Source organism: Stenotrophomonas sp. STEN038, from assembly GCF_056759895.1.
This window is the reverse complement of the sequence record NZ_JBRRDW010000030.1, coordinates 35,589-62,144: the sequence shown is the minus strand read 5'-3', so window position 1 is coordinate 62,144 and position 26,556 is coordinate 35,589. Positions and strand designations below refer to the sequence as shown.

Genomic DNA, 26,556 nt, shown 5'->3' with positions numbered 1-26,556 from the left:
AACCCCCCGGGGGGCCCCTGGGGCGCTTTTTTTTTTTCGCCCCCCCCTCTGTTGGTCTTCGAAATACCCCTTCCCCCCCTTCCCTTCTTGGGCCCGCCACTACAGAGGCATTCCCGGTAAAACCCCTGCCGAGCATGGCTCGGCACTACCTCGCGTTATGCTGGTGGCAGGTTTTTATGGAGAACACCATGGCCGGTAAAGGCTGGTTCTACGTGTCCCTGACCTGTCTGTTCGAGCTGGTCTGGGTATATGGGTTCAACGTGGCAGCCACATGGTGGCATTGGATCCCGATCATCTTGGTGATCGTGGTGGACTTCCATTGGCTGGCCAAGGCCTGCGAGTCATTGCCTACCGGCACCGTGTACGCGGTGTTTGCCGCCGTTGGCACGGTGGGCACGGCGCTGATGGATATCTTCCTGTTCGATGGCAGCTTCAGCCTCGCCAAGGGCGTGTTCATGGCGGTGCTGGTAGCGGGCGTGATCGCGTTGAAGCTGGCCGATGGCAACGCTGCTGCCGATCCCGATACAAGCGGGAAGGGAGGCTGATATGGGCTGGTTTCTGGTAATTGCCGCGGCCTTGATGGAAACGGTGGGCGTGATTGGCCTGAAGCGTTACAGCGGGCACAAGAGTCTGTTGAACGCGATCTTGTTCTTCGGCGGGTTTGGCGCCTCGTTCGTGCTGCTGTACCAGTCGTTCCGTTACATTCAGTTGAGCATTGCCTATGCGGTGTGGATTGGTCTGGGAACGGCGGCTGCGGTGCTGGTGAACATGCTGTTCTTTGGTGAATCGCGCAGCACCGCGCGCCTGCTGAGTCTGGCGGTGATTGTTGTCGGGGTTGTGGGGTTGAAGGCGGTTTCTTGAATGCAGAAGGCCCCGGGAGTGCCGGGGCCTTGGTGTTGGTGCTTCTTTTTCTCGGGCTTCGGTTCGACTGCCGTTGTCTACATTTTTCAGACTTCGGTTTGCCCTCACCCCAACCCCCGCTCCGCGCCCCGGCCCTTGCGCTGGCGCAAGGGCGTTCGATGGGCAGCGAACCAATGGTTCGCAAGCTGCCCCTCTCACCCCGCAGGGAGAGGGGCTTTAAGCCAAGGCTCAGCGCTGGGCGCGGCGGCGTAGCGGGGTTACGTTGCTGCTGGCCTTCTTGGCTTTTTTCGCCGCCGGTTGCGCGGCTTGGGCGCTGAAGAAGTCCCGCATCTTCGGGTACACCACTTCGCGCCAGCGGCGGCCGCTGAAGATGCCGTAATGGCCGGCACCTTCGACGATGAAATGATCACGGCGCGAGGCCGGGATGCCGGTGCACAGCGCCTGCGCCGCTTCGGTCTGGCCCAGGCCGGCAATATCGTCCAGCTCGCCTTCGATGCTCAGCAGGGCGGTGTCGCGGATGGCCGACGGATCGACGTGTTCGCCACGCACATACCATTCGCCACGCGGCAGCAGGAACTCCTGGAACACCACGCGGATGGTGTCCAGGTAGAACTGCGCCGGCATGTCGAGCACGGCGTTGTATTCGTCGTAGAAGCGGCGATGCGCGTTGGCATCGTCCAGATCGCCCTTGACCAGGTCGGTGTAGAAATCCCAGTGCGACATCAGGTGGCGGCTGGGGTTCATCGACATGAAACCGGCGTGTTGCAGGAAGCCTGGATAGACGCGGCGGCCCTGGCCCGGATACGGCGCCGGAATGGTGTGGATGACGTTGTTTTCGAACCACGACATCGGGTTGCGGGTGGCGAGGTTGTTGACCGCGGTCGGGCTGCAGCGCGCATCGATCGGGCCGCCCATCATCACCAGCGAGCGCGGCGTGGTTTCACCACGGCTGGCCATCAACGACACGGCAGCCAGTACCGGTACGGTCGGCTGGCAGACGCTGACCACGTGCACGTTGTCGGCACCGAGGTGACGGATGAATTCCTGCACGTATTCGATGTAGTCGTCCAGGCCGAATTCGCCCTGTTCCACCGGCACCATACGCGCGTCGACCCAGTCGGTGACGTAGACGCGATGGTCGCGCAACAGCGTGCGCACGGTGTCGCGCAGCAGGGTGGCGTGGTGGCCGGACAGCGGCGCCACCACCAGCACGATGGGCTGGGCGAGCAGGGCTTCGACCTTGGAGGTCTCATTGCTGTGGCGCTTGAAGCGCAGCAGCTTGCAAAACGGCTTCTCGACCTCGGTGAGCTGGGCGATCGGCACGATCTCGCCATCAAGCTCCAGCTCGTGGATGCCCCATTCGGGTTTCTCATAATCCTTGCCGAGGCGGTGGAACAGCTCGTTCATCGCCGCGAAGCGATCAGCGCCCGGCATCGACGACCACCAGTGGCCCGAATTATTGAAGAACGCCGCATTTGCCTGCGCCTGGTGAACCCAGGGCGCAAGCAGGTTGCGGGTCAATTCATGCAGTTGATAAAGCATGACGTCCCAATATGTACAGTCATATGATGCTGTGCAGCATAGCGCACTATCGCAGAGCGCGAGTTAAGCCGGTATCGGCCTTTAGTCGGCCCTTTCCAGCGCGGCGATGTCTTCGCTGAACGATGGCCCCAGCCAGCAATGCGAGCCGACCCCGCGGAAGCCCGCTTCGCGCAGCTGGCGCTTGTACCAGCGGGCAGGGCGCTGCTGGAAGCCGTCATGGTCGCCATGGAACTCGTCCTCGGCGGTGAACAGCTCCAGGAAGGCGACTCCGCCACACAATTCAGCCAGGCCCGGCAGGCCCTTGCGCAGCTCGCGGCTGGGCACGTAGTGCATGACGTCCGAGCAGACCAGCAGGTCGACCGGCGCGCAGGGGCGCAGCCACTGGAAGTCGCCGAAGCCGGCCAGATGCAGGTTGCGGCTGCGGCCGTAGCGGCGCACCGCGTACTCGCTGCTGTCAAAACCCATGTACTGCAGCTTGGGCCGCAGCTTGAGCAGCGGCGCACGCCAGGCGCCTTCGCCGGCACCGATGTCGAGCACGCTGCGGATCGGGCGCTCCAGGTAGTACTCGGCTGCGGCGACAGCCAATTGCACCTTGCGGGCCAGGCGCGCTGCGCCGCCGATATCGTCGCGGCGGTACCAGCGTTGGAAGTAGTCGGCGTCGTACTGCTTGTCCTGCATGTGCGTGTCTTGTGCGGATGGGCGAAAATGGCGCCCATCCTACGCCGCCGATGGAGCCAGCGCATGCAGTCGTACTTTTGGGTAAAGACCTTCCACCTTGTTTTCGTGGTGGCGTGGATGGCGTCGGTGTTCTACCTGCCGCGGATACTGGTCAACCTGGCCGAGGCGGCGGGCCAGCCGCCGGTGGTGGAGCGGCTGCAGTTGATGGGCAAGCGGCTGTACCGGTTTGGTCATGTGATGTTTGGCTTTGCCTTCATTCTTGGGCTGGTGCTGTGGCTGGGCTACAAGGTGCTGCCGGAGTTCCCGACCATGGTGGCGCCGGGCGCCGCTGGCTGGCTGCATGCCAAACTGGGTCTGGTGATTCTGCTGATGGTGTACTTCACCTTCACCGGGCGCTGGTTGAAGGGCACGATCAAGGGCAAGGCCTTGCCGTCGTCTGGGACCTTGCGCTGGTTCAATGAGCTGCCGTTGGTGCTGTTCATTGCGATTGTGTATCTGGTGTTGGCGAAGCCGTTCTGAGTTCTTTTTGGGGTGCGAAGATCAACTGCACCCCTCCCAACCCTCCCCTTGGCTGCGCCAAAGGGAGGGCTTGAGCCTTGCCCCTCCCTTGCGCGTAGCGCAGGGGAGGGTTGGGGAGGGGTAGGCTTCAAGCGCTACCGCCCCCGCAACGCCTCCGCGAACTGCGGATAGCCAAACACATCATTGTGATCGGCATCAGCAATGGTCACCGCCTGCGCCACGCCCGGCCGGAATTCGCGCAGCAGCCGCAATGAACTGGCATTCGGAATCACCTCATCCCTGCCCGCGATGATCAGCGTGGTGGGCGCGGTGATGCCTGCGGCGTGCCGCCATGAATCGTAGTGATCGCGTAGCAGCAGGCGCACCGGGAAGGCCGGGAACATGCGTGCAGCCAGGCCGCCAATGCTGTCGTAAGGGGTGATCAGGATCAGGCGTTGAATTGGTCTTGCAGCGGCGAGTTGCACGGCGACGCCTGAGCCGAGGCTGCGGCCAATCACGATGATGTCGTGGGGTTGGCTGGTGCTGGTGCCGTCATAGAGCGCCAAGGCATCGCTGATAAGCGAGGCTTCGGTTGGTGAGCCGCTGCTGCCGCCATAGCCGCGGTAGTGCATCGCGTGGATGGCGGCATCAGGGAAGCCCTGCTGTAGCATCGGCAGCGCCTGCGAGACGTCTTCGGCATTGCCGCCGAAATACAGCACGAGCTGCGTGCTGTGGTGTCTGTTACTGGAGACGATGATGTCGGCATCGCCGCGCGGCATGGTCCAGTGCGGTACATCGGCACTGCGTTGGGTCGGGTGGTAGAGCATGCTGCGTGCATTGAAGGCGAGCAGGGCGCAGGCGATCAGGTACATGCTGGCGAGCAGGCTGATGGCGATCAACAGGACTTTCAGGCTGGTGATCATGCTGCTTGGCCTCGCCGGGGATGGGGAGAAGGCAGGTGCTGCGGTAAACCGATGCCAGCGAGCAGGTGGCGGATCCATTTGTAGGAGCGGCGTGAGCCGCGAAGCAAGTACATCACCAGATGGCGCAGGTGCCAAGGGCTTCAGCAGGGTCAGCTTCGCGGCTCACGCCGCTCCTACAAAAGCCAAGGTCCTGCGCTCAGCCTGCCGGCGTCAGCTGCCGCAGTTCCTTGCGCGCGGCGTCGATCCAGGTGCGCTGTGCCTGCTGGTAGTAGCGCGGTGAGGTCTCGGCGCGGTCGAGGATGTTCTGCAGTTGCCTGGCAGCGTCGTCCTCGCGCCCGGCGCGCTTGAGCAGCAAGGCATAGCGCAGCCGCGCTTCTTCGCCCGGGTAGCCGCCGATCATGGCTTCGTACTCGTGCAGGGCGGCAGGGATGTCGGCGCTGTCTTCCACCGTGCGGGCATACAGCAGGTGGCCGTCATGCGAGCGGAAGTTGGGATTGGCGGCGATCAGCGCTTCCAGTGTCTGGCGTGCCTGCGCCGGTTGCTGCAGACCGTACTGGGCCTTGGCCAGGCCCAGCATCAGGTCCGGGTCCTGGCTGTGCAGGCCGCGCAGCGCACCCTGGTATAGCGTCGCGGCTTCGGCATATTCGCTGCGGTCCAGGTGCTCCTGGGCCAGGCGCCTGCGGTTGTCTGCGGTGTCAGATACCCGCAGGTGTTGGTCGGCCTGGCGCTTGCCACGCGTCGGGTCGATCTGGTCGCGGACCTTGCGCAGGCCACGACGCGCGGTCGGGCTGTTGCGCAGGTCCGGCAGCACTTCGGCGATCACATAGATCAGTACAGCCAGGTACGAAAAGACCAGCAGGATGAAGACCCAGTACAACGGCCGCCCGGTGCGCACGACGTGCACGCAGCAGGCGACCTGCAGGACTATCGAAAGCAGAATGATCGGACTCATCCGTGTGTCCTCGGCTGTATTGGCGTGATTACGCCGTCTCGTAGACGCCGTAGCTGCGCAGGCGCTTGTAGCGACGTTCCAGCAGCTCTTCGACCGACAGCTTGTCCAGCGCTTCCAGCTCGTTGAGCAGCACGGCTTTCAGGCGCTTGCCCATCTGGGTCGGATTGCGGTGTGCGCCGCCGATCGGCTCGCGGACCATCTTGTCGATCAGGCCCAGGCTCTTCAGGCGCGGGGCGGTCATGCCCAACTGCTCGGCGGCGTCCTTGGCCTTGCCGGCGTCCTTCCACAGGATCGAGGCGCAGCCTTCCGGGGTAATGGTCGAATAGACGCTGTACTCCAGCATCAGGGTGCGGTCGCCCACGCCCAGCGCCAACGCGCCGCCGGAGCCGCCTTCACCGATCACGGTGCAGATCACCGGCACCTTCAGCTCGGCCATTTCCATCAGGTTGCGGGCGATGGCTTCGGACTGGCCGCGCTCTTCCGCGTCGATGCCCGGCCAGGCGCCGGCGGTGTCGATCAGGGTCAGCACCGGCAGGCCAAAACGCTCGGCCATCTTCATCAGGCGCAGCGCCTTGCGGTAACCCTCGGGCTTGGGCATGCCGAAGTTGCGCTTGATCTTTTCCTTGGTGTCACGGCCTTTCTGGTGGCCGATCAGCATCACCGAGCGGCCGCCGATACGGGCCAGGCCGCCAACAATGGCCTTGTCGTCGGCAAAGGCGCGGTCGCCGGCCAGTTCCTGGAACTCGTCGCAGAAGATGCGGATGTAGTCCAATGGGTAGGGACGTGACGGGTGGCGGGCCACCTGCAGCACCTGCCACGAGGACAGGTTGCGGAAGATCTGGGCAGTACGCAGGCGCAGCTTGTCTTCAAGCGCCTTGACCTCAGCATCGACATTGACCGCCGGGCCAGCGCTGGCATTGCGCAGGTCCTTGATCTTGGATTCCAGATCGGCGATGGGTTGCTCGAAATCGAGGTAGTTCGGATTCATCGGAAACCGTCAGCAATGAAAGGGGGGAAGTGTAGCCGAACGCGCCGTATCAACCCGTACGCGTCCGTCCGGACAATCAATTGGCCCAGGGTGGGCTGTACTTGACCTTGACCCGGCGTACGGCCGGATCCTCACGCAGGGCATCCAACAACTTGGGCGTGACCCGCACCGAGCCGCTGCTGCCCAGGTCGAGCATGCCGGCAATGCTGCCGGGCTTGCCGTTGAGCAGCAGGTCCAGGCGCAGGGGGGTACGGCCCGGGCGGGCGGTGGCAAGCAGGGCGTCGATCCGTTGCCAGATCGGGCCGCCGCGGCCGTCCACGCGCATCGACAGGCGCAGCGCGTGGTCGGCGCAGAGTTGCTCGTAGTCCCAGCACTGGCGCATGCGCAGGGCATAACCGCCGTTGAACTCGTCTTCGCGCAGGCCGCCCTTGACCACCAGGATGCGGTCCTTGGTCATCAGGTGGCCGAATTCGGCCAGGCCATCGGAGAACGCACTGCATTCGACCCGGCCCTTGCCGTCTTCCAGGGTCACGAAGACCTGGCTGTCGCCCTTGCGGCGCACGCCAATGACCATGCCGGCCAGGATCACCGGGGATTCCTGGCGCCAGGCGCGCTTCTCGCCGTCCTTGGAGGGGAAAGCGGGGGCAATCAGTTTGTCGAGGCCGCCGAGGTCGGTGCCAACCAGTTCCTTGACGTCATCGGCGTAAGGGTCGAACGGATGGCCGCTGAGGAAGAAGCCCAGCGTCTCGCGTTCGCCATTGAGCAGCTGTGCCAGCGGCCATTCCTTGCTCTCGGGCAGATCGAGCTGGCTGGCGGTGCTGACCGGGTCCGGTGCACCAAACAGGGAGTTCTGCCCGGAAGCCTTCTCGCGCGCCATCTGCTCGGTGGCCTTGATCACTTCCGGCAGCTGCAATGCCAGCGTCGCGCGGTTCTTGCCGATGCCGTCGAAGGCACCGCAGTTGATCATCGCTTCCAGCGTGCGGCGGTTGAGCTTGCCCGATTCCACGCGTGCACAGAAATCCAGCAGCGAGGCGTATTCGCCACCGCGCTCGCGTTGTTCCACTACCGCTTCGCAGGCGCCTTGGCCGACGCCCTTGATCGCACCCAGTCCGTATCGGATGGTGTCGGCGTTGGCTGCCTCGAACATATAGGCCGAGTCATTGACGCGTGGCGGCAGTACGGTCAGGCCAAGGTTCTTCACCTCGGCCAGGAAGCCCACCACCTTGTCGGTGTTGTCCATGTCCGAGGACAGCGTCGCGGCCATGAACTCGGCCGGGTAGTGACGCTTGAGCCAGGCGGTCTGGTAGCTGACCAGCGCGTACGCGGCAGCATGCGACTTGTTGAAACCGTAGCCGGCGAACTTCTCCATCAAGTCGAAGATTTCGTCGGCCTTGGGGCCATCGACGCCGCCGGTGGCCGCACCTTCGCGGAAGATCTCGCGGTGCTTGGCCATTTCCGCCGGCACCTTCTTGCCCATCGCACGACGCAATAGATCGGCGCCGCCCAGCGAGTAATTGCCGACGATCTGCGCCATCTGCATCACCTGCTCCTGATACACCATGATGCCGTAGGTGTCTTTCAGGATGGCCTCGGTACGCGGATCGGGATAGATGATTTCTTCCTGGCCGTGCTTACGCGCGTTGAAGGAGGGAATCAGGTCCATCGGGCCCGGGCGGTACAGCGACACCAGGGCGATCAGGTCTTCGAAACGGTCGGGCCGCGCGTCCTTCAGCAGGCGCCGCATGCCCGAGGATTCGAACTGGAACACTGCACCGGTATTGCCGTTGGCGAAGATGTCCTTGTAGGTCGGGGCGTCGTCGAGCGGGATGTGGGCGATATCGACCGGCGGAATGCCGGCGCGCTCATGGCGCTTGTTGATCGCCTTTACCGCCCAATCAATGATGGTCAGCGTGCGCAGGCCGAGGAAGTCGAACTTCACCAGGCCCACTTCTTCGACGTCGTTCTTGTCGAACTGGGTGACAGGGTTCTTGCCGATGCCGCCATCGTCATGTTCGGCGTACAGCGGGCAGAACTCGCTCAGCGGCTCCGGCCCGATCACCACGCCACCGGCATGCTTGCCGGCGTTGCGGGTCAGGTCTTCCAGCTGCAAAGCCAGGTCGATCAGGTCGCGGACGTCGTCTTCGGACTCGTAGCGCTGGATCAGCTCGGCCGAAGCCATTTCCGAACTAGTGCCTTCCTTGCCCTTGCCCAGCGCATCCTTCAGGTGGATGCCGAGGATGTTGGGGATCAGCTTGGAAACGCCGTCGACCAGGCCGTAGGGGAAGCCGAGCACGCGGCCGGTATCACGCACCACCGCCTTGGCCGCCATGGTGCCGTAGGTGATGATCTGGCTGACGCGCTCGCGGCCGTACTTGCGCGCGACGTAGTCGATCACCTCATCGCGGCGATCCATGCAGAAGTCGATGTCGAAGTCGGGCATCGACACGCGTTCCGGGTTCAGGAAGCGCTCGAACAGCAGGTTGTAGGGCAGCGGATCCAGATCGGTGATCTTCAGCGCCCACGCCACCAGCGAACCTGCACCGGAACCACGGCCCGGACCAATCGGAATGCCCTGGTTCTTCCCCCACTGGATGAAGTCGGCCACGATCAGGAAGTAGCCGGGGAAGCCCATCTTGATGATGGTATTGAGCTCGAACTCCAGCCGCGCGTCGTAGTCCTCGCGGGTCATGCCAGCAGCAATTGGATGCACCTGCAGGCGTTCTTCCAGGCCGTCGCGCGAGATCTTCTGGATCCAGCTGTCCAGGGTCTGGTCGTCGGGCACCGGATAGTTGGGCAGGAAGTAGGTGCCCAGCCGCATCTCGACGTTGCAGCGTTCGGCCAGCGCCAAGGTGTTGTCGATCGCGTCGGGGATGTCGGCGAACAGTTCGCACATCTGTTCCGGCGTTTTCAGGTACTGCTCGGCGCTGTACTCACGCGGACGCTTGGGGTCGTCCAGTACGCGGCCGGTGGAAATGCAGACGCGCGCTTCGTGCGCGTAGAAATCATCCGGTGACAGGAAGCGCACATCGTTGCTGGCAATCACCGGCAGGCCGCGTTGGCCGGCGGCCTGCAGCGCGAACTGGTTGAAGGCTTCTTCGCCATCGCGGCCGGTGCGGGTCAGTTCCAGATGCAGGCCGTCGCCGAATACGCGCTGCCAGTCGGCGAGCTGCTGCTCGGCCAGATCGTGGCGGCCGTCATTGGCCAGGCGCCCGGCCAGACTGTGGCGGCCGGCCAGCGCGAACAGATTCTTGCAGCCGTCCTTCAGCCACTGCGGGTGCACGGCGACGCCACCTTCGTTGCGATGGCCTTCCATCCACGCACGGGTGAGCAGGCGCGACAGGCTCAGGTAGCCCTCGCGGTCGCGGCACAGCAAGGTCATGCGCCAGGGGTCCTGGCCGTCCTCGGTGATCAGCAGGTCGGCACCGGCGATGGGCTTGATGCCCACGCCTTCGGCGGCCTTGTAGAACTTCACCAGCGCGAACATGTTGTTCAGGTCGGTGACGGCCAGCGCGGGCGCCTTCATTTCGACCGAGCGGCTCAGCAGGTTGGCCTGCTTGGCCTTCTTGGGGTCGGCCTGATCGGGCTTGGCGGGTACGCGGATGGTGGAGTCCACCATCGAGAATTCGGTGTGGACGTGGAGATGGACGAAGCGGGAAGAAGTAGACATGCGGAGCCAGAAGTATGCCGGTGCAGGGTAGCGACGGGGGCGGGGTGGGGCAAGGCTTGACATGCCCGCTACGCGCGCCGGCCCGGGCCAGTGGCCCGCAGTTGCACACTATCAGGACGGGCGTGGGCGCGGCGGGCTTGGTTGCCCAAGCCCCACGCGGCAGGGCTCCAGCATGCGCTTGGCGGGTATGGCTGGCGCCCTGTCGGCGTCGCTGTCAGTGGATACGGAAGTAGCTGAGCGGTTCAGGCGCGTAGCTGCTTTCGCGCACCCGCCGCTGGTGCTCGTGCAGGCGGGCTTCGATCTCACGCAGCTCCAGCCAGCTGCGGCGGTTGAAGGCGATGTCATGGTAGCCGCGGCCCTGGCGTTCGGCCTCCAGCTGGCGCAGGCGCTGGTAGTCGAGGAAGTTGGCCACTTCGCCTGCAAGTTTCGGCCAGACGGTATCGATCACGATGGCCTGATCCAGCTGGCCGACGCCCGGGACCGTGTCGGGGATCAGCTGGTGGCTGGCGTGCAGGTAGGCAATGACCATATGCAATTCACTGCTCACCTCGGCAGCGGGCTCCCAGTCGGTCTCCTGCAGCAGCTGTTCCAGCTGGTGGGCGTGGCACATCCGTTGCTCGATGCAGGGCGAGGTGCGCTCGTCCCCGGCGGCGTTGTTCAGGTTACGGGCAGCGGTGGCCACCTGGTCGGTCTGCAGCGGCGGCTGGGTCCGGCCCAGGCGGGCCAGCAGGCCATTGAAATACTCCATTTCACGCGGAACCAACAGATAGTCGTTCACATGGCTGCGGCGGTGCGGGGTGCCGCTCGGGTACTGGTCCAGCACCTGCGGCAGCGGTAGGCGGGGGTCGATGGTGTACATGGTGGTGCTCCTGCGGGTGGGGGCGTCCGGGAGGGGAGAACGCAGCGCCAGCATCCGCTTGGGCGTAGCATTGGTCATGATGGCAGGCGGAGCCTTCAGACAGTCATTGCGCTGGTTTCTGAGGAATTCATGAGGGCTTGCCGATGGGTGCGGTCGAAGACCCGGGTGACACAGCACAACCGGTCGAACGTTACCGTTTCGACGGCATCGTGGTGGATGCACTGGCGCATACGCTCAGCCGTGACGGCCAGTACCAATCGCTGGAGCCAAAAGCATTCGCCGTGCTGTTGATGCTGCTGCGGCATGCCGATGAATTGCTGGTGCGCGACCAGTTGCTGGATGCTGTCTGGGGCCATCGGCATGTGACGCCGGGCGTGCTGACCCGGGCCATCGCGCAGTTGCGTTCGGTGCTGGATGATCATTCGCATGAGCCGCGTTACATCCAGACCCAGCATGGCCTGGGCTATCGCTTCATTGGCAAGTTGTTGCCGCCAGAGACCACGGCTTCATCCGCTTCGGCCGTTGAACCAATTTCGACTTCTACGGCGGCACAGCCGCCTGTTGCAGTTGCTGAACCCGCTGAGCACATGGCTGCGGACAGTGATCCGCATGCCGAGCCGCCGTCACCGCCGGAACGGCGCTTGTCGCGTTGGTGGCGGGAGGCGCCGAAGTTATCGCTACCGGCGTGGATGCGTTCACGCGCGTTCCTGATCGCCGCCGTGCTGTTGCTGCTGTTGTTGGCTGCGGGCTACTGGTGGTGGAGCCGCATGCCGGCTGTAGCCGGTGCTTCGATCGCGGTGATGCCATTCAGCAGCCTCAGCGACGATGCCGCTGATCGTTACTTTGCTGATGGTCTTGCGGTGGAAATGCACGATGCCCTGACCAATGTGCCGGGCCTGAAAGTGGCCGCGCGACAACTCGCGGTTCCCACCGGCAGCGATACCGACGATGACGATGTACGCCGGATCGGGCGCCGTCTTGGGGTAGCCACGTTGCTGGATGCCAGTGTGCGTCGCGAGGGCGGGCGGGTGCGTATCAGTGCACGTCTATCCGATACCAACACCGGTTTTACCTTGTGGGCGGAAACCTATGATCGTGAGATCAATGATGTATTCGCGCTGCAGGGGGAGATCGCCAACAAGGTCGTGCACGCCTTGCTCGGCCATCTGCCCGGAAAGACGTCCGGGGTGGCGCAACGTTTGAGTCCGACCAACGACGTAAACGCCTATGACGCCTATCTGCGCGGCCTGGCGTTGCTGCAGCGGCCAATCGGCGAGGCTGGCAACGAGCGCGCGATGGCGGCGTTTGCGCAGGCGCTGGCGATTGATCCGCACTTCGCGCGGGCCCAGGCCGGCATCTGTCGCGCGCAGATCGCGCGGCTGGAAGGGGTCAGTGACGCAGGTGCGTTTGAACGCGCCCGTCAGGCCTGTGCACGCGCGCAGGCGATGGACCCCGGCTTGCGCGAGGTGAGTCTGGCGATGGCGGAAATCGCCCGCGTCAGTGGCCAGAACGAACAGGCGTTGCAGCTGTACCAGCAGGTCATCGATGATCCTGCGCTGCGCGCCGACGGTCTGGTCGGGCAGGCACGTACTTATGCTGCGCTCGGCAAGGAGGAGCAGGCACTGCAGTCATTCCAGCAGGCCATCGCGGCGCGGCCCAGTGATGCGCAGATCTACCGCCTGCTTGGCTACCATCATTGGCTGCGCGGCGACGTGCCCAAGGCGATCGATGCGTTTGTCACCGCGACCGTGCTGCAGCCGGAAGACAGTCGGCTATGGGGCAGCCTGGGCGGCCTGTATCTGGCCCAGGGCGACACTGCACAGGCCGGGCATGCGTTCAACATGTCCTTGTCGATCGAGCCCAATGCCGGTGCCTTGACCAATCTGGGGACGATGAAATTCGATCACGGCGAATACGCGGTCGCCGCAGAACTGTTCCAACAGGCGACGGTGCTGGAACCGGAGGACTATCTGCACTGGGGCAACCTGGCCGATGCGCTGGCCGCCGCACCAGCAACCGCGGCGCAGGCGCAGGCGCCGTATCTGCGCGCAGCCCACCTGGCGCAGCAATACGTTGATGTGCGCCGCGATGATGCGTATGCCTTGGCCTTGCTGTCCTGGTACCGGGCCAACCTGGGCGAGCGTGCACGCGCGCTGCAGGATCTGCAGGCGGCGCGCGCGCTGGGCACACAGGCGGCCGAGGTCGCGTTGTGGTGTGCACAGACCTTGACCCTGCTCGGCGACAAGCCAGGCGCGCAAAGCTGCGTTGAAAGCGCGTTGAAACAGGGCATTCCGCAGCAGCGCATCGATGCCTTGCTGTCGCTGCAGCGTTACGCGCTGGTCGGCAGCGGCGTGCCTAAAGAGTAAGTGCCGGATTTTCCGTCCGTGGCGGCGGACCTCAGCGAGGAGTGGTCGTCATGAACCATAGCGTGTGGCTCTATCTTGTCGTCTCCATCGGAACGGTTGCAGGCGTTGCTGCCTGCGCCACCCAACCACCGCTTCCGGGTGAAGTATTGCAATGCACGGAGAATCTACCGCCGCGTATCGTCAAACTGGTCTACGTCGATGTGGCGTCTGGTCCCAATGGACCGGTAATCACTCCGGATGTATGCACAGTGCGTAGCGGTACGCAGGTGCTCTGGCGCACCGCAGAAGATGTATTGGACCCGTTCGCATTGGCGTTTGCCGAATCTCCCGGTGCGGCCGCGTATTACCGCAGTGCGGGCAACACAGGGCAGAAGGACTTCAACTCGCAGCGCATGGGCAGGCGGCAGGAAGTGCTGATCGTTGCAAAAACCGTAACCAGCGAGAACAACATCAAGTACGACGTGCGCATTGGCTCAAACCACCTCGACCCGGGGATCAAGATCATGCCGCGCTGATCGGCGCGGCGCGTGGCTCAGGATGCGTCCAGGCTCGCACGCACCGGTGCAAAGCTGCGCCGGTGCTGCGGGCAGGGTCCATGTGCGCGCAGCGCGGCCATATGGAAGGGTGTGCCATAACCCTTGTGCTGGTCGAAGCCGTACTCGGGATGCTGTTGGTGCAGCTCCAGCATGAAGCGGTCGCGGCTGACCTTGGCCAGGATCGATGCGGCCATGATGCTGCGGTCGATGGCATCGCCGCCGACCAGTGCTTCGGCTGGGCAGGGCAGGCCCTTGGGAAGCTTGTTGCCATCGATGCGGGCGAACTGGGCCACATGCGCCACGCCTTCCACCGCCAATCGCATGCCCTGCATGGTTGCCTGGAAGATATTGAGGCTGTCGATCTCGGCCACCTCGACCATAACGATCTTGTAGGCCAAGGCGCGTTCGATGATGCGGTCGTAGAGCTGGTCGCGGCGTAGTGCGGTCAATGCCTTGGAGTCGTCGAGGCCGTTGATGCGGGGGCGTTCGGGATCGAACACCACGGCCGCCACAGCGACCGGGCCGGCCAGTGGGCCGCGACCGGCCTCGTCGACGCCGGCGACCAGACGCGGGGCTTGTCGCGCGAGCAAGGCAGCATCGTCAAACAAGGACAGCGAGACATCCGCTGCCTTGGGAGTACGTCTGGCGGTCACGGCTGGCCTTGATTGAGCGGTGCCTGCAGCAGCCCGGCGACAGCGTCGGCAGCGCGTGCCGAGGCGTCCTGACGCAATTGCTGGTGCAACTGCTGGTAGTCGTCCTGCAGGCCGTTGACGCAATCGGGATGCTCAAACCAGTTACGTACTGCAGCGGCCAGATTGTCTGGGGTGCATTCGTGCTGGATCAGCTCCGGCGCCAGGTCCTTGCCGGCCAATACGTTGGGCAGAGCAAAGCGATTGACCTTGATCAGGCCCAGCGCCTTGACGATGCGATAGGTGAGTTCGGCCACGCGGTAGCCCACCACCATCGGTCGTTTGACCAGCATGGTTTCCAGTGTGGCTGTGCCGGAGGCCAGCATCACCACGTCGGCGGCGATCATTGCTTCGCGTGCCCTGCCATCGAGCAGGTGCAGGCGCGCGCTGGGTAGCGCCGCGCTGCGGATCTGCTCGGTAATCATCGCCTTGCACTTGGCGTTGGCCGCCGGCACGACGATATGCAGGCCGCGGTCCTGCTCGCACAGCTGCCACGCGGCGGCGAAGAACGGCGGGCCGAGCCGGCTCACTTCGCCCAGACGGCTGCCGGGCAGTACCGCGAGCAGCGTTGCCTGCCCGGGAATGCCCAGTGCTTGCCGCGCTGCCGTGCGATCAGTGTGCAGCGGGATTTCATCCGCCATCGGATGGCCGACGAAGCGCGCGTCAATGCCGTGGCGGGCATAGATCGGCGGTTCCATCGGGAACAGGCACAGCACCAGGTCGGCGCTGGCGCCGATTTTCTGGGCACGCTTCTCGCGCCAGGCCCAGACCGAGGGGCTGACGTAATGCACGGTGCGCAAGCCACGTTGCTTGAGCCACTTCTCCACGCCCAGATTGAAATCCGGTGCGTCGATGCCGATGAATACATCCGGTTGCCAGTCGAGCACGCGCTGGCGGAATTCCTTGCGCAGCTTCAGCAGACGCGGCAGGTGGCGCAGGATCTCGGCCAGCCCCATCAGCGCCAGCTCGCTGGCGTCAAACCAGGTCTCGCAGCCGGCGTTGCGCATCGCATCGCCGCCGATGCCGGCAAACTCGGCATCGGGGTAATGCGCACGCAGGGCATTGATCAGTCCGGCGCCGAGCAGGTCGCCCGACGCCTCGCCGGCCACCAGCGCGATGCGCGGCTTGCGCGCGTGACCCAAGCCCGAATCGCGAGTCTCTGCGCTCATCGCTGCAGCGGACGCTCGCCGTGCTCGATGAAGTCCAGCATCTGCTTGACGTCATCGCTGCTCTGCGCCTGCTCGGCCAGCGCCAACTTGGCTTCGGCCAACGGCACGCCGGCCACGTAGATGGTGCGGTAAGCGCGCTTGATCGCACTGATGCGCTCGGCGTCGAAGCCGCGACGCTTCAGGCCTTCGCTGTTGATGCCGCGCGGACGGCCGTGGCCGTCGATGCCGACCATGGTGAACGGCGGGATATCGCCGGTGACCAGTGCACCCATGCCGAGGAAAGCATGGTCGCCGATGCGGCAGAACTGATGCGCACCGGCAAAGCCGCTGATGATCACCCAGTTGCCGACCGAAACGTGGCCGGCCAGCGTGGTGTTGTTGGAGAACACGCAGTGGTCGGCAACGTGGCAGTCATGGGCGACATGCACGTAGGCCAGCATCCAGTTGTCGTTGCCGATGGTGGTCACGCCACCGCCACCGACGGTGCCGCGGCTGAGGGTGACGAACTCGCGGAACACATTGCGATCGCCGATCACCAGCTCGGTACGCTCACCGGCGAACTTCTTGTCCTGCGGCTCGCCGCCGACCGCAACGTGGCCGATGAAACGATTGTCGCGGCCGATCCGGGTCGGCCCGTGGATGCTGCAATGCGGCCCCACTTCGGTGCCGTCACCAATCTCGACGTCGGCGCCGATCAGGGTGAATGCACCCACGCGCACGCCTTGGCCAAGTTTGGCCGAAGGATCGATGACTGCGGTCGGGTGAATCAGGGGGGCGTTATCGCTCATCGTGTGCTCCAGGCAGATTATTCGCGGGTGCCGGCGCACAGCACTTCGGCGTGTGCGACGATTTCACCGTCCACCTTGGCTTCGCCGTAGTAGACCGCCATGTTGCGGATCATGCGCTTGACCTGCACATGCAGTTCCAGCACGTCACCCGGCACCACCTGCTTCATGAAGCGCACGTTGTCGACCTTGACCAGATAGAACAGCTTGGACTGCGCATCGCGGCCAAGGCTGAGCTGGGTCAGCACGCCACCGGCCTGCGCCAGCGCTTCGATGATCAGCACGCCGGGCATGATCGGCTGACCCGGGAAGTGACCCTGGAAATAGGGCTCGTTGATGGTGACGTTCTTGTGCGCGATGATGCGCTTGGCGTCCACATCCAGGTCGACAACCTTGTCGACCAGCAGGAACGGGTAGCGGTGCGGGATCAACGTCTGGATGGTGTTGACGTCGATGGGCATCTGCAGTGGTGCGTTCATTCTTTCTCCTTGCTCACAGCCAGGATGCGCCGTGCCAGCGAATCGAGCTGCTTGAAGCGCGCGGCGTTTTTGCGCCACGTGCGGTTGTCGGTCAAAGGGGTACCTGACGAGTATTCGCCCGGTTCGGTAATCGAGTTGCGCACCACCGACTTGCCGGTGATGACAACGTGGTCGCAGATTTCCAGATGGCCAACCACGCCGACGGCGCCGCCGAGCAGGCAGTAGCGGCCGATCTTGGCGCTACCGGCGATGCCGGTGGAGCCTGCGATGGCGCTGTGTGCGCCGATCTGTACGTTGTGGGCGATCTGCACCAGGTTGTCCACGCGCACATCTTCGTCGAGCGTGGTGTCTTCCAGCGCACCGCGGTCGATGCAGGTATTGGCGCCGATCTCGCAATCGTCGCCGATGCGCACGCCGCCCAATTGCGGCACCTTGATCCAGTGGCCGTTGTCCATCGCCAGGCCGAAGCCTTCGGCACCAAGCACGGCACCCGGATGGATGCGCACACGCTTGCCCAGTTTGACCCGGGCAACCAGGGTGACGCGGGCCAGCAGTTCCGTGCCGGCCTCGACCACGCAGTCGTCGCCGATGATGCTGCCGACGCCGATGATGCAGCTCTCGCCGACCACACTGCGCGCACCGATGCAGACGTGTGGGCCGATATGGGCGCTCGCCGCTACCGTCGCGCTGGGATCGATGACCGCGCTGGGGTGGATGCCGGGCTCGCGTACCGGCACGGTCTCGAACAGCGCACCGATCTTGGCGAAGGTCGTGTACGGGTCCTTGGCGACCAGAGCGGCACCCGGCGCGGCCTCGGCGTCATCGGCACGCAGCAGCACGATGGACGCCTTGCTGTCGGTCAGCTGGGCCCGGTAGCGCGGATTGGCCAGGAAGGTCAGCTGCCCGGGGCCGGCATGCGCCAACGTGGCAACACCATGGATGGCAACCGACGGGTCACCGTGCACCTGCAGGCCGAAACGGTCGGCAAGTTCCTGAGCGGTATAGGTAGGAGTATTCACGCAGCAAGTTTACCGTGTGCGCCGATGGCGGTCATGCGAACGGACGTTATCACCCTTGCAGGGCAAGGGCAGCGGGGTGGGCGGGTCGCCTGAAGTGCAGGTGTTCCGTGAGGCGCAGCTTTAACGGGAAGGCTATTTCCCGCGGAGCGCAAGCACGGGCCCCGTAAAAACAAACCCCGGGAATGATTCGCTTCCCGGGGCAGGTTGAGACCGTAGATCTGGTGTAGAGCCCCCTTTGGTAAAGGGGGCGCGCCGACAGGCGCGGGGAATTGGTGGACCAGAGCGCGCCCGGCTTTCATGCCATGGCATGAAAGCCGGTATCCGGGGCTTCACCCCGGATGAGCGGGTCAGTTCTATTTAGAACTGACCACCAAAGGTGAACTGCAGACGTTCGATCTCGTCGCCGTCTTCCTTCTTCAACGGGATGGCGTAGCTGATCGAGATCGGGCCAACCGGTGCACGCCACAACAGGGCCAGACCGGCCGAAGCGCGAAGCTCATTGGCCTTGAAGTTGCTGGTGCCGTTGTAGACGTTGCCGAAGTCGAAGAACGCCGAAACGCGCGCCGACGGGCTGTCGAACAGCTTCGGGAAATAAGCTTCGATCGAGCCGACCGTCTTCACCGAGCCACCCAGCGGCTGGCCGTTGTAGTAACCGCCGATGATTTCCGAGCGCGGACCCAGGGTGTTGTCTTCGAAGCCGCGCACCGAGTTGGTGCCGCCGGCGTAGAAGTTCTCGAAGAACGGCAGGCCGCTCGCCTTGACCTGGCGGTGGTTTGCGGTGGGGTTGCTGCCGCAGTCCACCACCTGGGTGGTGCCTGCGGTGCCGGGGACGGCCGGGATCGCCGGAGTAGTCGGGGTGGCCGGGGTACCCGGGGTGCCTGGAGTGCCCGGGATATCGTTCCAGCAGATATCACGGACCTTGTCCTTGCCGTAGGAGTCGCCGTAGCCCAGTTCCAGACGGGTATTGATCACCAGTGATGGGATGATCGGCCAGTACTTGGAGAACTGGTAGCTGAGCTTGTAGTACTCAACGGTCGAACCCGGCAATGTGGTTTCCAGACCGAGGCGCTGGTAGGTGCCGCGGGTCGGCATGAAGTAGTCGTTACGGGTGTCGCGTGCCCAGCCCAGCTCCGAACGCCAGGAATGGAAGGTGCGCGTACCCACCGCATCGATGTAATCGATGATCGCCTTCGGGGTGTAACCCTGATAGGTGGTGATCTGGTTGCTGTCGATGCCGAACATCAGCGAGAACGCATCGTTCTCTGTGATCGGAATGCCGAACACCACCTGCGCCGAACCGTTGGTGCTGTTGTACTGCGCGGTGTTGAAGTCGGAGTAGTCGAGCTCACGCCAGGACAGGTTGTAGCCCAGCGAGACGCCGTCATCGGTGAAGTAGGGGTTGGTGTAGCTGAAGCCATAGCGCTGCAGGTAGCTGCTGCGCGAGGCTTCGACCGACACGCGGTTACCACCGCCGAGGAAGTTGTTCTGCGACAGCTGCACCGAGGTGGTCATGCCGTAGGACTGCGAATAGCCCAGGCCGAACACGAAGCTGCCGGAGGTGGTTTCCTTGACGTTGTAGACCACGTCGACCTGGTCGTTGCTGCCGGTGACCGGCTGCGTCTCGACGTCGACCGACTCGAAGTAGCCCAGGCGCTGCAGGCGGATCTTGGAACGGTCGATCGCCGCCTGCGAGTACCAGCTGTTCTCGAACTGGCGCATTTCACGGCGCAAGACTTCGTCACTGGTACGCGAGTTGCCCTTGAACACGATGCGGCGCACAGCCACGCGCGGGCCCGGTACCACCTGCATGTTCACCGCCACGGTACGCTCGGCGCGGTTGCTGGTCGGGATCGGGTTGACCTTGGCAAAAGCGTAGCCAACGTTGGACAGGCTGTTGGTGATGCCGTCGGCACTGAACTCCAGCAGGGCGCGCGAGAACGTATCGCCGCTCTTCTGGATGACCATCTTCTCGACGTCTTCCTGCGGCAGGATGGTGTCGCCGGTGACCTTGATGTCGGAGATCTTGTACTGCTCACCCTCGGTCACACCGGCGGTGATGAACATGTCGCGCTTGTCCGGGCTGATCGAGACCTGGGTGGAGTCGATGCTGAAGTCGACGTAGCCACGGTCCAGGTACCAGGAGTTGAGCTTTTCCAGATCGCCGGACAGCTTTTCCTTGGAGTACTGGTCATCGCGGCGGTACCACGAGGCCCAGTTGTGCTCCTTGGACTCCCAGATGTCCATGATGTCTTCGGCCGGGAACTTCTCGGTACCGATCAGGTTGACGTGGCGGATCTTGGCCGCCTTGCCTTCCTTGACGGCAATGGCGACGTCAACGCGGTTGCGGTCCAGCGGGCTCACCGTCGGGGTGATTTCCACGTTGTATTTGCCGCGGTCGTTGTACTGGCGGCGCAGTTCCTGGGTCACCCGGTCCAGGCTCAGACGGTCAAAGGTGCCGCCTTCGCTCAGGCCGATGTCAGCCAGGCCCTTGAGCAGCTGCTCGCTCTTGATGTCCTTGTTGCCAGTGACGGTCAACTTGTTGATCGCCGGGCGTTCCTTGACGGTGACAACCAGGATGTCGCCCTGGCGGTCCAGTTGCACGTCTTCAAAGAAGCCGGTCTTGTACAGGGCGCGGATGGTGTCGCCGATCTTGGCGTCGTCCACCGTGTCGCCGCGTTCCACCGGCAGGTAGGTGAACACGGTGCCGGAGGAAATGCGCTGCAGGCCATCCACGCGGATGTCGCTGGCGGTAAAGGGCTCGGCTGCCTGTGCGAGCACAGGCAGGGCCAGACCAGCGGCAAGTGCGAGGGCCAGCAAGCGGCGATTGGGAAGTCGCGTCATATCACGTCCGGTTGGAGTCGATTTCGATAATGCGTGGATGCCGGCGTAAGACGACGACAGCGGGAAAAAGTTCATCGCGGAACCAAGCTGAGGATGTCGTTGTAGAACGCCAGTCCCATCAGCCCGGCCAACAGCGCCAGACCGATGTATTGGCCGGCAGCCATGGCGCGCTCGCTAAGCGGGCTGCCCTTGACCAACTCGATAAGGTAATACAGCAGGTGCCCGCCGTCCAAGATGGGGATGGGCAGCAGGTTGATGATGCACAGGCTCAGCGACAGCAATGCCAGGAAATACAGGAACCAATCCACCCCGCGTTCAGCCGAGGCATTGGCCACGCGGGCGATGGTGATCGGGCCGGAAATGTTCTTTACCGAGGCGTGGCCAGTGAGCATGCGCCGCATCATACCCAGCGAATCTGTCGCCAATTTGCCGGTTTCGCGCACGGCGGCGGGGAAAGCGGCAAGTACGCCGAACTGCTGGCGGGCGTCGTAAGCCGGCATCTGGCCGGTGGCGAATTCCAGGCCGATGCGCCAGATCGGTTTGCCGTCCGGTGCCTTGCCAGGCTGCGGGGTGATCTCCAGCGCCAGCCGTTCACCGGCACGCTCGACCTCGACCATGCCCGGCCCGCCTCGCTGGCCCAATTGCTGGATCAGGGGCAGTACCAGTCCTGCATCGTCCACGCGCTGGCCGTCCACGGCCAGGATCAGGTCGTTGGGCTGGATCAGGTTGGCCGCGGCTGAATCGGCCGCGACCTTGGTCACCCGGGCCGGCTGCAGCGAGAACTGCCAGGCTAGCCCCGCCAGTATCGGTACCTGCCGCTCGTCGAAACCAGCCGGCAGCTGCGACAGCGGCAGCACCCGGGTGCGCTCGTTGTCGAGGTTGTCGCGGACGCGCACGTGGGCATCCTGGCGGTCCATGGCAGCGGTGGTGAAGGCCACGCTGGCCTCGGCCCAGGTGTCGACGCTGCGGTCTTCGACGGCGAGGATGCGGTCACCGGCGACGAAGCCGGACTGGGCGGCCATACCAGTGGTGCGGCCGATGGTGGCCGAATAGTCCTGGCGGCCGATCACGAACATCGCCCACAGCAGGGCAATGCACAGGATCAGATTGGCGGCAGGGCCGGCGGCGACAATGGCGATGCGCTGCCAGACGGTCTTGTTGTTGAAGGCGACGGCGCGCTCACCGGCCGGGACCTCGACCTCGCGCTCGTCGAGCATCTTCACGTAGCCACCCAGCGGGATGGCGGCGATGGCGAACTCGGTACCGTTGCGGTTACGGCGGCTCCACAGTGGCTTGCCGAAGCCCACCGAGAAGCGCAGCACCTTTACCCCGCAGCGGCGGGCTACCCAGTAATGGCCGAATTCATGAAAGGTCACCAGCACGCCGAGGCTGACGATCATCCACCACACAGACCCCAGGAAATCAGCCATGGGCACAGCTCGGTTGTAGGGTGGGATCAGACATTCGGCAGGCGGGCAATGGCGGTTTCAGTGATATGGCGGGCCTGGGTATCAGCTGCCAACAGGACGTCCAGTGTATCGGCCGCCACGTAGGGCAGGGTAGATAGCGTGTGTTCCACCAGTGCCGGGATCGACAGGAAGCCTATGCGCCCCTGAAGAAACGCTGAAACGGCGACTTCGTTGGCGGCGTTCAGGATCGCAGGGGCGCTGCCGCCGGCCTCCATTGCCTGCCAGGCCAGACGCAGGCAGGGGAAGGCGTCCATGTCTGGCGCCTCGAAATCCAGCCGGCCCTGGGTCAGCAGATCCAGCCCGCCGACGCCCGATTCGATGCGTTGCGGCCAGCCGAGGCCGACTGCCAGGGTGGTACGCATGTCCGGCAGGCCCAGCTGGGCCAGAGTCGAGCCGTCGATGAACTCGACCAGCGAATGCACCAGGCTCTGCGGGTGCACCAGCACGTCGATGCGGGAACCGGGCACGTTGAACAGGTGGTGGGCCTCGATGACTTCCAGGCCTTTATTCATCAACGTCGCCGAATCGACCGAGATCTTCGGGCCCATCGACCACTTTGGGTGGGCAACGGCCTGTGCCACGGTTACCTTTTCCAACTCGGCGCGGCTGCGCCCACGGAAGGGGCCGCCGGAGGCGGTAAGAATGATGCGGCGGACACCGGCTTCCAGCCGCGCATCGCGCGAGCGCAGGCATTGGAAGATGGCGTTGTGCTCGCTGTCGATCGGAATGATCTCGGCGCCAGCGTTGGCGGCCTCACGGGTCAGCAGTTCACCGGCCAGGACCAGTGATTCCTTGTTGGCCAGCAGCAGGCGCTTGCCGGCGCGGGCGGCTGCGAGCGTGGACGACAGGCCAGCGGCGCCAACAATGGCGGCCACGACGGTGTCACAGCAGTCGCTGGCAGCCAGCGCGTCAATGGCGTGATGACCAGCATGCGCTTCAGTCGCCAGCCCGGCATCTTTGAGGCCATCACGCAGGTGTGTGAACAGCGCCGGGTCGGCAATCGCGGCGTGATCCGGGCGGTGCTGCCGGCACAGTGCGATCAATGCGTCCACATTGCTGCCCGCAGCCAACACGCTGGCGCGCATCTGCTGCGGGTGGCGGGCCATCACATCCAGCGCCGAGGTGCCAATGGAGCCGGTGGCGCCAAGGATGGCGACCTGACGTATAGAAGAGGTGGGCATGCTCAGAAGCCGAAGATTTCCTTGCCCAGCGCGAATACCGGCAGCGCGGCAAGCACGCCGTCGATGCGGTCCAGCACGCCGCCGTGGCCGGGAATGATATGTCCCGAGTCCTTGGCACCGGCATGGCGCTTGAGCAGGCTTTCAAACAGATCGCCGAGCACCGAGGCCAGTACCGCCACCGCGGTGACCAGCATCAGCCAGCCGAACTGTGAAGTCTGCACGCCGGCAAACCAGCCGAATACGCCAGCGGTGATCAGGCCGGCAACCAGGCCGCCAAGCAGGCCTTCAATGGTCTTGTTGGGGCTGATGCGCGGGGCGAGCTTGTGCTTGCCAAAGGTGCGACCCGCGAAATACGCGCCGGAATCGGCCGCCCAGACCAGAGTCAATGCGGTCAACAGCCACAGGTGGCCGTTGCTGCCAGCGTGTATCAGTACCAGCGAGGCCCAGGCCGGGATGATCGCCAGGCTGCTGGCGGCGAGCTTGAGCATGCGGGCGCTGCTTTCGTCATGCGCGCCAAAATCGAAGAAACGCAGCCACAGCAACGCCAACAGCCAGAAGCCGACACCGATCAGTGCCGCCAGTTGGAACAGCACCATGCTGCCGTCCGAGGCCCATACCAGCAGCACCATAAGCAGCAGGTTCAGCGCTACGAGCACGGTACGCGGCAGGCCAACCACACCGGTGAGCTTGAGCCATTCCCACAGGCCGATCAGGAATACCAGGGCGGCAGCGGCGGCCAGCCATTGGCTGGGCAGGAACAGGATTGCGCAGATCGCCACCGGGGCCATGATCAGCGCTGCAATCACACGGGTCTTTGTCATGAATGTGCGCTCGCTGCCGCAGCGGCGGCAATCTGGGCGCTGGTCAGACCAAAGCGGCGCTCACGCCTTGCATAGTCATCCAGTGCCAGTTGAAGGACGGCCGCATCGACATCCGGCCACAGCACGTCAGTGAACCACAGCTCGCTGTAGGCCAGCTGCCACAGCAGGAAGTTGCTGATGCGGGTGTCGCCACCGGTGCGGATGAACAGGTCCGGCGGTGGCATGTCGGCCAGTGCGACGTGCTGGCCCAGGGCCTGCTCGTCGATCTGCTCGGGGCGCAGGGTGCCGGCGGCGACCTGTTCGGCCAGCGCGCGTGCAGCCAGCGCGATATCCTGGCGACCACCATAGCTGGCGGCGATGCTCAGGGTCATCGCGGTATTGCCGATCGTGCGTTGCTCGGCCTTGTCCATGCGCTGGACGATGCTGCCAGCGAAGCGGCTGCGGTCGCCGATGAAGCGCACGCGCACACCGCGGCGGTGGAGTTCATCCACTTCGCGGTCCAGCGCACCGAGGAACAGCTTCATCAGCGAGTCGACTTCTTCCTGCGGGCGGCCCCAGTTTTCACTGGAAAACGCAAACAGGGTCAGTGCGCCAACGCCGCGTTCGAGGCAGAAGTCGATGCTGCGGTTGACCGCGCGCGCACCGGCACGGTGGCCGATCATGCGCGGCCGCCGGCGTTGCTGCGCCCAACGGCCATTGCCATCCATGATGATGGCAATGTGCCCCGGCAACGCCGGGGCAGCGGTGTCGTCGTGCAGGACGGAGGACACGCCTCAGACCGCCATCAGTTCCTGTTCTTTGAGCTTGACCACTTCGTCGACGTCCTTGATCGCCTTGTCGGTCAGCTTCTGGATGTCTTCCTGGCTGCGACGGTCGTCATCTTCGGTGATCGCCTTGTCCTTGAGCAGCTTGGCGACTTCCTGGTTGGCATCGCGGCGGATGTTGCGGATGGCGATCTTGGTTTCTTCGCCTTCCTTGCTCACCGACTTGGCCAGCTCCTTGCGGCGCTCTTCGGTGAGCGGCGGCAGGTTCAGGCGGATCACGGTGCCCATGGTGGTGGGGGTGATGCCGATGTCGGAGGCATAAATGGCCTTTTCCACTTCCTTGATCATGTTCTTGTCGAACAGGGTGATCACCAGAGAGCGTCCTTCGGACACGCTGATGCTGGCCACCTGATTCAAGGGGGTGTCGGTGCCGTAAGCCTTGACCTTGATGCCGTCCAGCAGGGCCGGTGAGGCGCGGCCGGTGCGGATGGTGGTAAGGGTATGGCGCAGAGCGTCAATGCTCTTGGTCATGCGCGCCTGCGCATCTTGCTTGATATCGTTGATCATCGGCCGAATCCTGGATGTTTCTAGAACCGGCCGATTATAGGCGATTACCCCTGCCCACCGCGCCGGCAGCGTGGGTTAGTGTGCGTCGCGGCCGTGGACCAGGGTGCCGATGTGCTCGCCGTGCAGGATTTTCAGCAGTTCGCCGGGCTGGCTCATGTCGAAAACGCGCAGCGGCAGGTCGCTGTCACGGGCCAGGGCAAAGGCGGCCGTGTCCATGACTTCCAGACCCTGGCTGATGACCTGGTCGTAGCTCAGGCTCTCATAGCGGACCGCATCGGCGTGCTTGTTGGGGTCCTTGTCGTAGACGCCGTCGACCTTGGTGGCCTTGAGCAGCAGGTCGGCACCGATCTCGATCGCGCGCAGTGCGGCGCCCGAATCGGTGGTGAAGAACGGGTTGCCGGTGCCGGCGGCGAAGATCACCAGGCGGCCCTTTTCAAGGTGGCGGATGGCGCGGCGGCGGATGTAGTCCTCGCACACGTCATTGATCTTGATCGCGCTCATCACCCGGGCCTTGCCGCCGGCTTTCTCAAGCGCGTCCTGCATGGCAAGGGCGTTGATGACGGTCGCCAGCATGCCCATGTGGTCGCCGGTGACGCGGTCCATGCCGCCTGCAGCCAGGCCGGCGCCGCGGAAGATGTTGCCACCACCGACCACCAGTGCGATTTCGACGCCGGCGTTCTGGGCCTCGATGACTTCATGGGCCAGACGGTTGATGACCTTGGGGTCGATGCCGTAGTCCTCGTCTCCCATCAGCGCCTCCCCGGAAAGTTTCAACAGGATGCGGCGGTAGGCGAGCTTGGACATGGTGACCTCAGATGGCTGGAAAACGCGGGGGATTCTAACGGATGCCGCAGTTTCAGGTGACATCTATTGTTGCAATGCAGCGACAAAATGCCGGTCAA

24 protein-coding genes are annotated in these 26,556 nt (G+C 64.1%); 5 read left to right on the top strand and 19 right to left on the bottom strand.

Translation table 11 applies throughout. The features are described from left to right. Positions 1–188 precede the first annotated feature (188 nt). A complete protein-coding gene (locus ACVOLS_RS13470; RefSeq protein WP_481546008.1) occupies positions 189–545 on the top strand; it encodes a DMT family transporter in 357 nt (118 codons plus the stop codon). Further along, positions 499–861 carry a DMT family transporter gene (locus ACVOLS_RS13465; RefSeq protein WP_481546007.1) on the top strand — a complete coding sequence of 121 codons (363 nt, stop codon included), beginning with the start codon at positions 499–501 and terminating at the stop codon, positions 859–861. Before ACVOLS_RS13470 ends, ACVOLS_RS13465 begins: the two co-directional genes overlap by 47 nt. Before the next feature lie 228 nt (positions 862–1,089). Here ACVOLS_RS13465 and ACVOLS_RS13460 read toward each other — a convergent pair whose 3' ends face one another. Then, entirely contained in the window at positions 1,090–2,403 is a 1,314-nt protein-coding gene (locus ACVOLS_RS13460; RefSeq protein WP_481530885.1) for a polyhydroxyalkanoate depolymerase, read from the bottom strand. A gap of 81 nt (positions 2,404–2,484) precedes the next feature. Further along, positions 2,485–3,081, bottom strand: coding sequence for a class I SAM-dependent DNA methyltransferase (locus ACVOLS_RS13455; protein WP_481546006.1), 597 nt, complete (start codon positions 3,079–3,081; stop codon positions 2,485–2,487). Between the two features lie 63 nt (positions 3,082–3,144). On the opposite strand from ACVOLS_RS13455, the gene ACVOLS_RS13450 reads away from it, so the two are divergent. Next, entirely contained in the window at positions 3,145–3,600 is a 456-nt protein-coding gene (locus ACVOLS_RS13450; protein ID WP_481546005.1) for a CopD family protein, read from the top strand. A gap of 134 nt (positions 3,601–3,734) precedes the next feature. Here the strand turns inward: ACVOLS_RS13450 and ACVOLS_RS13445 are convergent, their stop codons facing one another. The 5 genes from ACVOLS_RS13445 to ACVOLS_RS13425 all read right to left on the bottom strand — a co-directional run bounded on the left by ACVOLS_RS13445 (position 3,735) and on the right by ACVOLS_RS13425 (position 10,968). Further along, positions 3,735–4,502 (bottom strand): alpha/beta hydrolase, encoded by a 768-nt coding sequence (locus tag ACVOLS_RS13445; protein WP_481546004.1) that lies wholly within the window; start codon positions 4,500–4,502, stop codon positions 3,735–3,737. A gap of 196 nt (positions 4,503–4,698) precedes the next feature. Continuing rightward, complete coding sequence (locus ACVOLS_RS13440; protein ID WP_481546003.1) at positions 4,699–5,454, bottom strand: tetratricopeptide repeat protein; 756 nt, start codon at positions 5,452–5,454, stop codon at positions 4,699–4,701. Between the two features lie 28 nt (positions 5,455–5,482). Further along, positions 5,483–6,442 carry an acetyl-CoA carboxylase carboxyltransferase subunit alpha gene (locus ACVOLS_RS13435; protein ID WP_481536010.1) on the bottom strand — a complete coding sequence of 320 codons (960 nt, stop codon included), beginning with the start codon at positions 6,440–6,442 and terminating at the stop codon, positions 5,483–5,485. A 76-nt stretch (positions 6,443–6,518) separates the two neighbouring features. After that, positions 6,519–10,109 carry a DNA polymerase III subunit alpha gene (gene dnaE / locus ACVOLS_RS13430; protein WP_481546002.1) on the bottom strand — a complete coding sequence of 1,197 codons (3,591 nt, stop codon included), beginning with the start codon at positions 10,107–10,109 and terminating at the stop codon, positions 6,519–6,521. A gap of 214 nt (positions 10,110–10,323) precedes the next feature. Next, positions 10,324–10,968 (bottom strand): hypothetical protein, encoded by a 645-nt coding sequence (locus tag ACVOLS_RS13425; RefSeq protein WP_481546001.1) that lies wholly within the window; start codon positions 10,966–10,968, stop codon positions 10,324–10,326. A 143-nt stretch (positions 10,969–11,111) separates the two neighbouring features. Between ACVOLS_RS13425 and ACVOLS_RS13420 the strand changes: the two genes are divergently transcribed. Then, on the top strand, positions 11,112–13,334 hold the full coding sequence (locus ACVOLS_RS13420) for a winged helix-turn-helix domain-containing tetratricopeptide repeat protein (protein WP_481546000.1): 2,223 nt from the start codon (positions 11,112–11,114) through the stop codon (positions 13,332–13,334). Between the two features lie 50 nt (positions 13,335–13,384). Then, positions 13,385–13,849: a hypothetical protein gene (locus tag ACVOLS_RS13415; RefSeq protein WP_481545999.1), complete on the top strand. Its 465-nt coding sequence runs from the start codon at positions 13,385–13,387 to the stop codon at positions 13,847–13,849. Between the two features lie 17 nt (positions 13,850–13,866). On the opposite strand, the gene ACVOLS_RS13410 is transcribed toward ACVOLS_RS13415, so the two are convergent. The 12 genes from ACVOLS_RS13410 to pyrH all read right to left on the bottom strand — a co-directional run bounded on the left by ACVOLS_RS13410 (position 13,867) and on the right by pyrH (position 26,458). Then, positions 13,867–14,484, bottom strand: coding sequence for a ribonuclease HII (locus ACVOLS_RS13410; protein ID WP_481546010.1), 618 nt, complete (start codon positions 14,482–14,484; stop codon positions 13,867–13,869). Between the two features lie 35 nt (positions 14,485–14,519). After that, positions 14,520–15,728 carry a lipid-A-disaccharide synthase gene (gene lpxB / locus ACVOLS_RS13405; RefSeq protein ID WP_481545998.1) on the bottom strand — a complete coding sequence of 403 codons (1,209 nt, stop codon included), beginning with the start codon at positions 15,726–15,728 and terminating at the stop codon, positions 14,520–14,522. Then, entirely contained in the window at positions 15,725–16,516 is a 792-nt protein-coding gene (gene lpxA, locus ACVOLS_RS13400; RefSeq protein WP_481545997.1) for an acyl-ACP--UDP-N-acetylglucosamine O-acyltransferase, read from the bottom strand. The genes lpxB and lpxA overlap by 4 nt, the downstream gene beginning before the upstream one ends. A gap of 17 nt (positions 16,517–16,533) precedes the next feature. Beyond that, the gene (gene fabZ, locus ACVOLS_RS13395) at positions 16,534–16,992 is read right to left on the bottom strand and encodes a 3-hydroxyacyl-ACP dehydratase FabZ (RefSeq protein ID WP_481545996.1); all 459 of its coding nucleotides are present in this window, start codon (positions 16,990–16,992) and stop codon (positions 16,534–16,536) included. Beyond that, positions 16,989–18,011 carry a UDP-3-O-(3-hydroxymyristoyl)glucosamine N-acyltransferase gene (gene lpxD, locus ACVOLS_RS13390; protein WP_481545995.1) on the bottom strand — a complete coding sequence of 341 codons (1,023 nt, stop codon included), beginning with the start codon at positions 18,009–18,011 and terminating at the stop codon, positions 16,989–16,991. The genes fabZ and lpxD overlap by 4 nt, the downstream gene beginning before the upstream one ends. A gap of 357 nt (positions 18,012–18,368) precedes the next feature. Next, positions 18,369–20,852 (bottom strand): outer membrane protein assembly factor BamA, encoded by a 2,484-nt coding sequence (gene bamA / locus ACVOLS_RS13385; protein WP_481545994.1) that lies wholly within the window; start codon positions 20,850–20,852, stop codon positions 18,369–18,371. A 71-nt stretch (positions 20,853–20,923) separates the two neighbouring features. Then, entirely contained in the window at positions 20,924–22,282 is a 1,359-nt protein-coding gene (gene rseP, locus ACVOLS_RS13380; protein ID WP_481545993.1) for an RIP metalloprotease RseP, read from the bottom strand. A 26-nt stretch (positions 22,283–22,308) separates the two neighbouring features. After that, positions 22,309–23,502 carry a 1-deoxy-D-xylulose-5-phosphate reductoisomerase gene (locus ACVOLS_RS13375; RefSeq protein WP_481545992.1) on the bottom strand — a complete coding sequence of 398 codons (1,194 nt, stop codon included), beginning with the start codon at positions 23,500–23,502 and terminating at the stop codon, positions 22,309–22,311. Between the two features lie 2 nt (positions 23,503–23,504). Continuing rightward, the gene (locus tag ACVOLS_RS13370; protein WP_481545991.1) at positions 23,505–24,323 is read right to left on the bottom strand and encodes a phosphatidate cytidylyltransferase; all 819 of its coding nucleotides are present in this window, start codon (positions 24,321–24,323) and stop codon (positions 23,505–23,507) included. Then, positions 24,320–25,093 (bottom strand): polyprenyl diphosphate synthase, encoded by a 774-nt coding sequence (gene uppS / locus ACVOLS_RS13365; RefSeq protein WP_481545990.1) that lies wholly within the window; start codon positions 25,091–25,093, stop codon positions 24,320–24,322. The genes ACVOLS_RS13370 and uppS overlap by 4 nt, the downstream gene beginning before the upstream one ends. A 3-nt stretch (positions 25,094–25,096) precedes the next feature. Further along, on the bottom strand, positions 25,097–25,654 hold the full coding sequence (gene frr, locus ACVOLS_RS13360) for a ribosome recycling factor (RefSeq protein WP_481507893.1): 558 nt from the start codon (positions 25,652–25,654) through the stop codon (positions 25,097–25,099). A gap of 75 nt (positions 25,655–25,729) precedes the next feature. Then, entirely contained in the window at positions 25,730–26,458 is a 729-nt protein-coding gene (gene pyrH / locus ACVOLS_RS13355) for a UMP kinase (protein ID WP_481507894.1), read from the bottom strand. Positions 26,459–26,556 lie beyond the last annotated feature (98 nt).